Source organism: Streptomyces sp. NPDC006140 (genome assembly GCF_040628815.1).
Lineage (GTDB): Bacteria > Actinomycetota > Actinomycetes > Streptomycetales > Streptomycetaceae > Streptomyces.
In genome coordinates this window covers 375,500-387,836 of the sequence record NZ_JBEXTS010000004.1, presented here as the reverse complement: position 1 = coordinate 387,836, position 12,337 = coordinate 375,500, and the positions used below count along the sequence as shown (strand labels likewise).

Sequence of the window (12,337 nt, the reverse complement as noted above, 5' to 3'; positions counted from 1 at the left end):
CCAGAAACTTGCGACGATGGACGAGGGTGGGCCCCAGGGGTCTACCCAGGTTCGACGGGTTTCCAACGCGGCACAGGCGCCCCGGCCGACTCCCGCAGCACCCATTGACAGCGCTTTCTCCTGCCCTTAAGTTGCCGCGAAGTTACCGGTAAGCGCTCGAAAGTTTCGGTTCCGCGTCCCATGCCCACGGGAGGCCCGAGCAATGAGCACGTCCACCACGCCGGCCCCGCCGGGCACCGAGGACCCGCCTCCGGCCCGGGCCGCACCCCGACGACGCGGGAACCGGACGCCCGCCCGGACCGGCTGGCGGCGGGCGCTGCGCCGCGACTGGCAGCTGTACTCGCTGGCGATCCTGCCGCTGCTGTTCTTCCTGGTCTTCCGCTATCTGCCGATGCTCGGCAACGTGATCGCCTTCCGGCGCTTCGAGCCGGGCGGGTCGATCTTCGGCGAGGAGTGGGTGGGCCTGCGCTATGTGCAGATGTTCCTCAGCGACCCCACCTTCTGGCAGGTCTTCCGCAACACCCTGTGGATCGGCGGGCTCACGCTGCTGTTCTGCTTCCCGGTCCCGATCGTGCTGGCGCTGCTGCTGAACGAGGTCCGCCGGCGCTCCCTGAAGCGGTTCGTGCAGTCCGTGTCGTACCTCCCGCACTTCCTGTCGATCGTGATCGTCGCGGGCATCACGATGCAGATGCTGGCCAGTGACGGCCCGGTCAACCACGTCCTCGGCTGGTTCGGGCACGAACCGATCCGCTTCATCCAGGAACCCGAGTGGTTCCGCACGATCTACGTCGGCTCGGAGGTCTGGCAGACCGCCGGCTGGGGCACGATCCTCTACCTCGCCGCGCTCACCACCATCGACGAGGACCTGTACGAGGCCGCGCGCATCGACGGTGCCAACCGCTGGCAGCAGATCTGGCACGTCACCCTGCCCGGCATCCGGCCCACCATGGTCACGCTGCTGATCCTCAACATCGGCACGTTCATGGCGGTCGGCTTCGAGAAGGTCCTGCTGCTGTACAACCCGCTGACGTATCCCACCGCCGACGTCATCTCGACCTACGTCTACCGGGCCGGTGTCGAGTCCAACAGCTTCAGCTACGCCGCCGCCATCGGGCTGTTCGAGGCGATCATCGGCCTGGTCCTGATCACGTCCGCGAACCAGCTCTCGCGCCGCACAGTGGGGACGAGCCTGTGGTGAAGCCGAGCCGCTCCTACCGGGTCTTCCAGGGCGTCAACGGGGTCGTCCTCACCCTGGTCGTGATCGTCACCCTGTACCCGTTCGCCAACATCATCGCCCGCTCGTTCAGTGCGGAGCGGCACATCCGGGCCGGTGAAGTGACGCTGTGGCCCAAGGGGTTCAACCTCACCACGTACAAGATCGTGTTCGAGGACTCGATGTTCTGGCGCAACTACGGCAACACCGTGCTGTACACGGTCGTCGCGACCGTCGTGGCCATGGTCCTGACCACCTGTTACGCCTACGTCCTGTCCAAGAAGCACCTCAAGGGACGCGGCGTCCTGGTCGGCGTCGCCGTGTTCACCATGTTCTTCACCGGGGGCCTGATCCCCAACTACGTCCTCGTCACGAGCCTCGGCCTGAAGAACAGCGTCTGGGCCATCGCGCTCCCCAACGCCATCAGCGTGTTCAACCTGCTGGTGATGAAGGCGTTCTTCGAGAACCTGCCGACGGAACTGGAGGAGGCCGCGCAGATCGACGGCCTGAGCACGTACGGCGTTCTGCTGCGGATCGTGCTGCCCCTGTCGAAGGCGGTCGTCGCGACGATGGTGCTGTTCTACTCGGTGTCCTTCTGGAACTCCTGGTTCAGCGCCTTCCTGTACATGGACAAATCCGAGCTGATGCCGGTCACCGTCTATCTGCGCAACCTCATCTCCGGCGCCACGACGGGCGGCAACGCCGGTGCCGCCGACGCGCAGCTCAGCCAGGTGGGGGCGAACATCCAGGCGGTCACGATCGTGCTGACCTCGCTGCCCATCCTCTGTGTCTATCCGTTCGTCCAGCGCTACTTCGTCTCGGGCGTGATGCTCGGCGCGGTCAAGGGCTAACAAAGGAGTGCCCGTGTCATCCCTGAACAACGCAGGACAGCTGTCGCGGCGTCAGATCCTGTCCGCCGCCGGTTTCATCGGCCTGGCCACCCTCACCGGCTGCGGCAGCGGCGACGGCGGCGGGGACTCCAAGGACCTGTCGAAGAAGAGGGACGGCGCGATGAAGGAGTACCGCGTCGGCCAGCAGTTCAAGGCGGCCAAGCCGCTGTCCTTCTCGGTCCTGCACAACAACAACCCCGTCTACCCGATGAAGAACGACTGGCTGTTCTGGAAGGAGCTCTCCCGGCGCACCGGCGTCACCCTCGAACCCGTCGCCGTCCCCCTGGTCGACTACGAGAAGAAGCGCAGCGTCCTGATCGGCTCGGGTGACGCCCCGTTCCTGATCCCCAAGACGTACCACCCCTCGGAGGTCGCGTTCGTGTCGTCGGGCGCGATCCTCCCGGTCAGCGACTACGTGCATCTGATGCCCAACTTCCGGGACAAGGTGAGGCGCTGGAAGCTGGAGCCGGAGATCGACTCCATCCGGCAGTCCGACGGCAAGTTCTATCTGCTGCCCGGCCTGCACGAGAAGGCCAGATCCGGCTACTCGCTGGCGCTGCGCACGGACATCCTCGACCGGCTCGGGCTGAACCCGCCCACCACCTGGGACGAGGTGTACGAGGTCTTCAGGGCGATCAGGGAGGAGTACCCGGACCGCTACCCGTTCTCCGACCGCTGGAGCAAGAACACGCCCTACCCCGCCGCCGCCCTCTTCAGCTACCTGGGCCAGGCGTACGGAGTCCGGGCCGGATGGACGCACAACCCCATCGACTGGGACGCGAACGCCGGGAAGTTCGTCTTCACCGGAGCCACGGACGCCTACCGGCAGATGATCGAGTTCGTGCGGAAACTGGTCGCCGAGAAACTGGTGGACCCGGAGAGCTTCACCCAGACCGACGACGAGGCCGCGCAGAAGCTGCTGGGCGAGAAGTCGTTCGCGATCAGCGCCAACCCGCAGGTACTGGTGCAGGAATACCGGTACAACCTGGAGAAGCAGGTCAAGGGAGCGAAGATCGAGATGATCCCGGTGCCGCTCGGGCCGGCCGGCCCGGTCGTGCTGGGCGGCGTCCGGCTGGAGAACGGCGTGATGATCTCCAGCAAGGCCCTGAAGAGCGACAACTTCGTCGCCATGATGCAGTTCGTGGACTGGCTCTGGTACTCGGACGAGGGCCAGCGACTGGCCCGCTGGGGCGTCGAGGGCGTCACCTACACCCGCTCCGGAAGCCGGTACAGGCTGAAGCCCGGCATCAGCCTCATGGGTTCCGACCCGGACGCGCCGAAGGACATGCAGAAGGACTTCGGCTTCTACAACGGCGTCTTCGCCTACGGCGGCAGCTGGGAGCTGGTCTCCTCCATGTTCAGCCCCGACGAGAAGAAGTTCCAGGACGCGATGTCCCAGCGCCGACAGACGCCCATCGCCCCGGCCCACCCGCTGCAGTCCTTCGAGCAGGAGCAGGCGACCCTCTGGGAGACCCCGCTGAAGGACACCGTCATCCAGAACACCCTCCGGTTCGTCCTCGGCAAGCGCCCGCTGTCCGAGTGGGATGCCTACGTCTCGGAGCTGAAGTCGAAGAACATGCAGCAGTTCGTCGACCTGCACAACAAGGCGTACGAGCGGTTCAAGAAGGAGAACGGGTGATCCGCGTCCCCGGCTCCGACACCGGAGCCCCCGCATGAGCACCGTACGGACCTCCGGCTTCGGCACCGGAACCCTCTCCCGCGCCTCCGCCCTGATCCACACCGTCCTCACCGTCGAGGCGCTGCTGCTCCTGGCCGCCGCCCCGGGCCTGGCCGGACTGCTCCTGCTCGGCCCCGACCCGGCCAACCTCCCCCTCGCTGCGCTGTGCCTGCTGCCCCTCGGACCGGCCCTGTCCGCCGCGCTCTACGCCCTCCACCACCGCAGCCGCGACCTCACCGAACTGCACCCGGCCCGCGCCTACCTGCGCGGCTGGCGGCTCAACGCCCTGCCGGCGCTGAAACTGTGGACCCCGCTGCTGGCCTGGCTGACGGTGATCGCCTTCACCCTCACCCACTTCGCCGCCACCGGCCTGCCCGGCTGGTGGGCGGTCCTGCTCGCGGTGATCGGTGCCGGCTCCCTCCTCTGGGGCGCGCACGCCCTCGTCCTCACCTCGCTCTTCGCGTTCCGCGCCCGGGACACCGCCCGCCTCGCCGGGTACTTCCTGCTCCGGCACGGCCGCGCCACCCTCGCCGCCGCCTCCCTGCTCGTCCTGACGGCCGCGCTGACCGCCCTGCTGACGGAGGCCGCGCCCGCCCTGCTGGCCGCCCCGCTGCTGCTGTCCCTGCTGCACGGCAGCCGCTCGGTGATCACCGAGACCCGGGAGGAGTTCACCGCATGAGCGCGCCCCGCACCCCGAAGATCCCGTACGGCGGCGACTACAACCCCGAGCAGTGGCCCGAGGAGGTCTGGGACGAGGACCACCGCCTGTTCACCCGGGCCGGCGTCGACACCCTCACCGTCGGCGTCTTCAGCTGGTCCCTCACCCAACCCGCCCCCGACACCTACGACTTCACCGTGCTGGACCGCATCCTCGACCGGACCGCCGCCGAGGGCCGGCAGGTCTGCCTGGCCACCGGCACCGCCGCCCTCCCGCCCTGGCTCGCCAAGCGTCACCCCGAGGTCAACCGCACCGACTTCGAGGGCCGCCGCCACCGCTACGGCCAGCGCCACAACTTCTGCCCCAGCTCCCCGGCGTACCGCGAGCACGCCACCGCGCTCGCCGCCCGCCTCGCCGAACGGTACGCGCACCACCCGGCCCTGCTCGCCTGGCACATCAACAACGAGTACGGCGGCGCCTGCTACTGCGACCTGTGCGCCGAGGCGTTCCGCGAGTGGCTCCGGGACCGGCACGGCAGCCTCGACGCCCTCAACGACGCATGGTGGACCACCTTCTGGTCGCACCGCTACACCGACTGGGACCAGATCGAGCCGCCGAACGCCCTCACCGAGCACTGGCGCGGCCCGGACCACACCGCCTTCCAGGGCATCACCCTCGACTACCACCGGTTCACCACCGACGCCCTCCTCGGCTGCTTCCTGGCCGAGAAGGAGGTGATCCGCGCCCACGACCCGGACACGCCCGTCACCACCAACCTCATGGGCACCTTTCGCCCCCTCGACTACCACCGCTGGGCGCCCCACCTCGACTTCGCCTCCTGGGACAACTACCCGCCCCTGGACGCCCCGCCGACCCGGCCCGCCCTCGCCCACGACCTGATGCGCGGCCTGAAGGACGGCGCCCCCTTCTGGCTGATGGAGCAGACCCCCTCCACCACCGCGTGCCGGGACGTCAACCCGCTCCGGCGCCCCGGCGAACTCCGCCTCGCCACCTTCCAGGCGATCGCCCACGGCGCGGACGCCGCCCTCTACTTCCAGCTGCGCGCCTCACGCGGCGCCTGCGAGAAGTACCACGGGGCGGTCATCGGCCACGCGGGCCGCGACGACACCCGCGTCTTCCGCGAAGTCGCCGAACTGGGGCGGGAACTGGAGATCCTGGGGGACCGCACCCTCGGCGCCCGCACCCCGGCCCGCACCGCCCTCCTCTTCGACTGGGACAGCTGGTGGGCCCTGGAGATCTCCGACGGCCCGTCCCGGCTGGTCAAGTACCCGGACGTGGTCCACGCCTACTACCGGGCCGCCCGCGCGGCCGGTGCCGACGTGGACGTCGTCCCGCAGACCGCCGGCCTCACCCCCTACGACGTGGTCCTCGCCCCCGCCCTCCACATGGTCAAGGGCGACCTCGCCACCCGCCTCGAAGCCGTGGCCGCACGCGGCGGCACGGTCCTGACCACCTTCCTCTCCGGCCGCGTCGACCAGCACGACCGGGCCTTCCGCACCGACGTCCCCGGCCCGCTCGCCCCGCTCATGGGCATCCGCGTGGACGAATGGGACGCCCGCCCACCGGAGTTCACCCAACCCGTCCCCGAGCTGGGCACCGAGGCCCGGCTCGTCTTCGAGATCGTGCTGCCGCGCGGCGCCGAACCGGTCGCCACCTACGGCACCGACTTCTACGCCGGCACCCCGGCCGTGACCCGCCACCCGTTCGGCGCCGGCGAGGGCTGGTACGTCGCCACCGCCCTCGACCAGCCGGGCGTCGACCAGGTCGTACGCCGGATCCTGACCCGCCACGACCTGCTCGGCCCCTACGCCGGCCACCCGGCGGTGGAGACGGCGACCCGGATCGCCACCGACGGCACCCCCCTGCTCTTCCTCCTCAACCACGCCCCCGCACCCGCCCGCCTGACCGCCCACGCCACCACCACCGACCTGCTCACCGGCAAGCGGGTGGACCGGGGCGAACCCCTGGTCCTCGACCCCCTGGGCGTGGCGATCCTTCAGTAGACGCGCCGACCGTGTGCGTCCGGCACACCCGACTTCCGGAAGAAGTAGCTGTTGACCTGATCGCGCCACTCGCGGGCGCAGCGGAGCTGCTCCTCGAGGAGTTCCGTCACCCGCGTGTGGCGCGCGGGGTCGACGAGGTCCACGAGCCCGGCCCACACCTCCCGGGCCGCCTCCACCTCCTCAACGCCTTCGAAGTGCGTGTCGTAGATGTGCTGGATCACCGTCTTCCCGCTCTTCAGCATGTGTGAGTACGACACGTGGTGGAAGAACAGCAGCAGCTCGTCGGGGCAGCTGTCCGCGGACTCGTAGACCTCGGCCCAGGGCTTGCCGTACTGCCCGGCGTACCCGGTGCCGGTCGCCACGCTGCGGTCGACGCCGACCCCGTCCCGGTCGGCGAAGTGGTACGTCCCCCAGGGGCTGTACTCGTAGCCGTCCACGCTCGGTCCGTAGTGGTGCCCCGGCTGCACCATGAATCCCACGCCCAAGGGCGCGGTGTACTTCTCGTACGTCCGCCACGAGCCGTCCAGGACCGCGTGCAGCCCGGCCGCCGGTCCCGGCCCGAAGGTGAGCCGGATCCACTCGTCGAGGACGGCCCCCGGATCGGCGTCCGGCCGCCAGGCGAGCCGTCCGAAGGTGTACAGGTTGGCCTGGGCGAGCGGATGCCCCGTCCAGAACGGATCGTCACCGGCGTTGGACACGGCGACCAGCCCGCCACGCGCCAACTCCCCGACGGGCACGCCCTGTTCGAGCGGAAACCGCAGCACCTCGCTCCACATCGGCCCCAGCCAGCACACATGCCGCTGCTGCCCGGTGTACTCCTGCGTGGCCTGCAGCTCCACCGCGAGCCGGGTGCGCGGCATCGCGCCGATCAGCGGCGAGACGGGCTCCCGCACCTGGAAGTCCATCGGCCCGTGCTTGACCTGGAGCACTGCGTTCGGGGCGAACTCCCCGTCCAGCGGCACGAAATGGTCGTACGCGGCCCGCGCCCGGTCGGTCGTGCGGTCCCGCCAGTCCTGTCGGTGGTCGTAGACGAACGCCCGCCAGTGCACGGTGCCGCCGAACGGCTCCAGCGCCGCCGCCAGCAGGTTGGCGCCGTCGGCGTGGCTGCGGCCGTACGCGAACGGCCCCGGCTGCCCCTCCGAGTCGGCCTTCACCACGTACCCGCCGAAGTCGGGGATCGCCTCGTACACCCGCCGCGTCACCTCGGCCCACCAGGCGCGCACGGCCGCGTCCAGCGGATCGGCCGTGGGCAGCCCGCCGAGCAGGAGCGGCGCGGCGAAGGAGACCGACAGGTGGGTGCGGATGCCGTACGGCCGCAACGCCCCGGCGATCGCGGCCACGTCACCGATCCGGTCGGTCAGCAGCCGCGCCTCGGTCGCGTGCACGTTGACGTTGTTCACGGAGAGCGCGTTGATCCCGCACGCCGCCAGCAGCCTGCCGTACGCCCGCACCCGCTCCAGGTCGCCGCGCGCCCGGCCGTCCTGCCAGAACAGCGAGCCACCCGCGTACCCGCGCTCCACCTGCCCCATGACCGGGTGCACGGCCACGTTGTCCCAGTGGTCGAGCATGCGCAGGGCGAGCGCGGGGCGGTGGGCCTCGCGGACCCGCTCACCGGAGAAGGCGTCCTCGCCGAGCCGCACCACGTGGAACAGCCCGTACAGCAGCCCGCGCCCACCGGAGGCGGTGACGGTCGTCGTGCCGCCCTCGCGGGCGACGGTGAAGCCCTCGTCGCCGGGACCGTCCGCACCGAGGCCGAGGACCAGGTCGTACGGGCCGTCGTCCGACGCGTCCCGCACCACTCGGCCGCCGAACCGCCGGCAGGCCTCGGCCAGCTCCCCGTGCACCGTCTCCACCAGCGGCCCCGATCCTCGGATCAGCGTCCGCCGCCCGCCGACCGCCCGGAAGGCGGCGGGCGGCAGCCAGGCCGGGTCGACACCCTCGGGCAGGACGGGCACGGGAAGCGGCATGAGACCCCCAACTCATCTGGTCAGCCGAGCAGTTCGACCTCCGCCAGCGTCGCCTCGCCGTCGAGGACCAGGCGGTACCTCTCGTACGTACCCGGCGTCTTCACCGAGAAAGCGCGGGTCTGCCGGTCCCAGGCGAAGGCCTCCCCGGAGCGCCGGTCCAGCGTCCGCCAGGTCTCGCCGTCCGTGGAGCCCTGGAGCGTCCAGCCGACCGGTGCCTTCGCCCGGTCCGCCGACGACGTCAGGGTGTACTGGACGGCCTTCGCACCCTCGCGGACCGGCAGGTCCACGGACGTCACCGCCGCGTCCGTCGCCGACGTGTCGTCGAACAGGGCGCCCTCACCCCTCAGCAGGTCCGCCCGGGGCGCCGGCACCTCGTCGTCCTGCGTGATCGACACGGGCGCCGCGTCCTCGCCCGTGCCCCACGACGACGGCCTCGGACCCATGTCGAACTCCAGGACACCACCCTTGGCGACCAGCGAGTGCGGCAGCGAAGTCTTCGACCAGGTACGGCCGTTGACCTTCAGCCCCTGCACATAGACGTTCCTCGCGCTGTTGCGCGGCGCCTTCACCACCAGCTCGCGCCCGTTCTCCAGGTGCACGGTCGCCTTGGTGAACAGGGGCGAGCCGATCGCGTACTCGCCGCTGCCCATCACCAGCGGGTAGAAGCCGAGCGCGGAGAACAGGAACCAGGCCGACTGCTCCCCGTTGTCCTCGTCACCGTGGTAGCCCTGCCCGATCTCGCTGCCGGTGTACAGCCGCGACAGCACCTCGCGGACGTTCTTCTGCGTCTTCCAGGGCTGCCCGGCCGCGTCGTACATGTACAGGGCGTGGTGGGCGACCTGGTTGGAGTGCCCGTACATGCCCATCCGCACGTCCCGCGCCTCGGTCATCTCATGGATGACCCCACCGTAGGAGCCGACGAACTCGGGGGAGGCCGTCTCGGGGGTGGACAGGTACTCGTCGAGCTTGTCGGCGAGGCCCTTGCGCCCGCCGTAGAGGTTGGCCAGACCCCGGCTGTCCTGCGGGGCGGTGAAGGCGTAGCCCCAGCCGTTGGTCTCGGTGTAGTCGTGGCCCCACACCCGCGGGTCGTACTTTGACGACTCGACCCGCCAGTCGCCCTTCGCGTCCCGGCCCTGGAAGAACCCGGCCTTCTTGTCGAAGAGGTTCACGTAGTCCCGGGCGCGGTTCAGGAAGTACTCCGACTCCTCCTCGTAGCGCCGCTCACCGGTCTCCTCGTACAGCTTGAGGCCCATGCGGGAGATGCCGTAGTCGTTGAGGTAGCCCTCCAGCGCCCAGGACAGGCCCTCGTGGGTGTCGGTGCTCGTGTAGCCGAGGAAGGGGGAGGTGGCCATGCCCTTGCGGCCGACGCCCGAGTTCGGCGGGACGACCGTCGCGTTCTTCACGGCCGCGTCGTACGCCGCCTTCGCGTCGAAGCCGACGCCCTTGACGTACGCGTCCGCGAACGCCACGTCCGAGGAGGTGCCCGTCATCAGGTCCGCGTAGCCGGGGGAGGACCAGCGCGAGGTCCAGCCGCCGTCCTTGTACTGCTGCACGAACCCGTCGACCAGCTCACCCGCCCGCGACGGGGTCAGGAACGCGTACGCGGGCCAGGTCGTCCGGTAGGTGTCCCAGAAACCGTTGTTGACGTACACCTTGCCGTCGACGATCTTCGCGCCGGTGTGCGTCGGGGTGTCCGGGTTCGGCATAGGGGAGAACGGCGAGGCGTACCGGTACTTGCCCCCGACCTTCTCGAAGCCGGAGTTCGGGTACAGGTACAGCCGATACAGGCTGGAGTACAGCGTCGTCAGCTGGTCGGGCGTCGCGCCCTCCACCTCGACCTTGCCGAGCAGCCGGTCCCACTGCCGCTGGGCGCTCCTCTTCACCGCCTCGAAGGACCGGCCCTCCGGGATCTCCTGGCGGAGGTTGTCCCTGGCCTGGTCGAGGCTGATGAGCGAGGTCGCCAGGCGCAGGGTGACGGTCCGGTCGTCGGCCTTGAAGCGCAGATAGCCCTTGACGCCGCTGGAGTCCCCGTCGGTCACCGGCTTGTCGAACTCGCCGTAGACGAAGAGCCGGGTCGCGCCGGTCGACAGCCCGGACTTCACGTCCGAGTAGCCGGTGACAACCCCGTTCTCCTGGTCGAGCGTGAGCCCCGCCTGGTCGGTCACATTGTCGAACAGGACGCTCGCGTCATCGCCCGGGTAGGTGAAGCGGAGGGCCGCCGCATGATCGGTCGGCGCCATCTCGGCCTTCAGCCCGTTCTCGAACCGCACCCCGTAGTAGTACGGCCGCGCGATCTCGTTCTCGTGCCGGAAGGCCAGCTCCCGCGCCTCCCGCCCGTACTCCGGGGTCCCGCCGGCCACGGACGGCATCACCTGGAAGGTCTGCCGGTCACCCATCCACGGGCTCGGCTCGTGGCTCGCGCTGAACGCCTGGATCGTCGGCAGGTTGTCCGCGTTGTTCGCTCGCGCGTAGTCGTACAGCCAGCTCAGCGAACCCGCGTTGGTCACCGGCGTCCAGAAGTTGAAGCCATGCGGCACGGCCGTCGCCGGGAAGTTGTTGCCCCGCGAGAAGCCGCCGCTGGAGTTGGTGCCGCGCGTGGTCACCGCGTAGTCCGACAGGTGCGCCTTCGGCCGCTCGGGAGCGACGGACTCGATGCTCACGTCGTCCAGCCACCCCCGGAACTTCGCCGGCCCCTTCGGCGAGTCGTACGCCACCAGGATCCGGTCCACGGTCTTCCCGGCGGCCACCGACCCGACCCGCGACACGACGTTGTTCCACTGGTTGACGTAGAGGATCTTCGCGGCGCCCTGCCCCCGCGGGGTCAGCGGGTAGCCGTGCTGGTCGGTGGCGCGCAGCTCGCTCAGCTGGGTGCCGTCGGTGAAGACGAGGTCGACGGAGACGTTCGTCGCGTCGTAGTAGAGGTCACCGTCCGCCATCGACGGGAAGATCCGGTACGACAACCGTGTGTTCCGGCCGACGGCCACGTTCACGTCGAACACCTTGTTGTACGAGTACGCCCGCCCGTCGGCGATGTGCCGGCCGGCGTAACGCAGGGCCCGCTTTCCGGTGAACCCGGCGCCCGCCTTGGCGGTGGGGGAGCCGCTCGGGCCGCGGTCGACGAGGGAGAGCATGTCCTGCGGGACGGGCCCGGCACCGCCGCCGGTGGACAGCTGGAGGTCGGCGAGCTGGAGGATGTCGCCGCCGTTGTTGCCGGTGACGTCGAGCCGGAAGTGCCGGTACTCGGCGGGCTCCGCCAGGTCGTACGTCTTCGTCTGGAACCGCTCGGCGAAGGATTCACCCGAGCGGGTGTCGAGGGTCTTCCAGTCCGTGCCGTCGGCCGAGCCCTTCAGGGTCCAGTCCGCGGGGTCGCGCTCGTCGTGGTCGTTGGCCGACGTCAGCGCGTAACGCACCAGTTTGACCGGCTTGTCCAGGTCTAACTCGGCCCAGCCGGTGGGTTCGAAGGTGAGCCACTTGGTGCTCGGCTCGCCGTCGACGAGGTTCTCCTTCACCTCGCCGCCGCCCGTGTTCTCGGCACTGGCCCGGACGTCCGTGACCTGATCCGTCACATTGCCCGGTATGCCGCTGCTGTAGCCGCCGTCCACGCCCGAGGCCCGCTTGCTGCCGTCCGGAGCGGTGTCGACGGTGCTCTGCCAGTCCGGAACCGGGTCATCCGCCTCGAAGGAGGACGCGAACTTCCGGTCCGGGGCCTCGGGGGCTTCGGGCAGTGCGACCGCAACGCCCTGTGAGTTCAGGGCCAAAGCGAAGGCGGCCGCCGACACGACCGCCGCACCCCATCTGTGCCGAGCTTTCCGCTGCATCAACGGGTACCCTCCCTGCGCAGTGGACAACGTTGTCACCTTCGATGCGCAAGGACCAGTAGTTGCCCAAGTGGTGAGGAGTGTCAAGG

At 69.8% G+C, this 12,337-nt stretch carries 7 protein-coding genes; 5 read left to right on the top strand and 2 right to left on the bottom strand.

What is annotated here, in order from left to right; all coding sequences use genetic code 11:
* The first annotated feature begins 202 nt into the window (after positions 1-202).
* From ABZ386_RS14395 to ABZ386_RS14375, 5 genes are read left to right on the top strand one after another with little or no spacing between them, the layout of a single operon-like run.
* Positions 203-1,198, top strand: coding sequence for an ABC transporter permease subunit (locus tag ABZ386_RS14395; RefSeq protein WP_351334467.1), 996 nt, complete (start codon positions 203-205; stop codon positions 1,196-1,198).
* Complete coding sequence (locus ABZ386_RS14390) at positions 1,192-2,064, top strand: carbohydrate ABC transporter permease (protein ID WP_351334470.1); 873 nt, start codon at positions 1,192-1,194, stop codon at positions 2,062-2,064. Before ABZ386_RS14395 ends, ABZ386_RS14390 begins: the two co-directional genes overlap by 7 nt.
* A 22-nt stretch (positions 2,065-2,086) precedes the next feature.
* A complete protein-coding gene (locus ABZ386_RS14385; RefSeq protein ID WP_351335221.1) occupies positions 2,087-3,742 on the top strand; it encodes an extracellular solute-binding protein in 1,656 nt (551 codons plus the stop codon).
* A 34-nt stretch (positions 3,743-3,776) separates the two neighbouring features.
* On the top strand, positions 3,777-4,460 hold the full coding sequence (locus tag ABZ386_RS14380) for a hypothetical protein (protein WP_356499965.1): 684 nt from the start codon (positions 3,777-3,779) through the stop codon (positions 4,458-4,460).
* Positions 4,457-6,463: a beta-galactosidase gene (locus ABZ386_RS14375; protein ID WP_358964834.1), complete on the top strand. Its 2,007-nt coding sequence runs from the start codon at positions 4,457-4,459 to the stop codon at positions 6,461-6,463. Before ABZ386_RS14380 ends, ABZ386_RS14375 begins: the two co-directional genes overlap by 4 nt.
* Here ABZ386_RS14375 and ABZ386_RS14370 read toward each other — a convergent pair.
* On the bottom strand, positions 6,457-8,430 hold the full coding sequence (locus tag ABZ386_RS14370; RefSeq protein ID WP_358964833.1) for an alpha-glucuronidase: 1,974 nt from the start codon (positions 8,428-8,430) through the stop codon (positions 6,457-6,459). The genes ABZ386_RS14375 and ABZ386_RS14370 overlap by 7 nt on opposite strands.
* A 20-nt stretch (positions 8,431-8,450) precedes the next feature.
* Complete coding sequence (locus ABZ386_RS14365; RefSeq protein ID WP_358964832.1) at positions 8,451-12,248, bottom strand: GH92 family glycosyl hydrolase; 3,798 nt, start codon at positions 12,246-12,248, stop codon at positions 8,451-8,453.
* Positions 12,249-12,337 lie beyond the last annotated feature (89 nt).

What these genes read in the sequence shown, in the direction of transcription:
- ABZ386_RS14395 (WP_351334467.1), top strand. Translation starts at nt 203, where the DNA reads ATGAGCACGTCCACCACGCCGGCCCCGCCGGGCACCGAGGACCCGCCT.
- ABZ386_RS14380 (WP_356499965.1), top strand. Translation starts at nt 3,777, where the DNA reads ATGAGCACCGTACGGACCTCCGGCTTCGGCACCGGAACCCTCTCCCGC.
- ABZ386_RS14375 (WP_358964834.1), top strand. Translation starts at nt 4,457, where the DNA reads ATGAGCGCGCCCCGCACCCCGAAGATCCCGTACGGCGGCGACTACAAC.
- ABZ386_RS14370 (WP_358964833.1), bottom strand. Translation starts at nt 8,430, where the DNA reads ATGCCGCTTCCCGTGCCCGTCCTGCCCGAGGGTGTCGACCCGGCCTGG.
- ABZ386_RS14365 (WP_358964832.1), bottom strand. Translation starts at nt 12,248, where the DNA reads ATGCAGCGGAAAGCTCGGCACAGATGGGGTGCGGCGGTCGTGTCGGCG.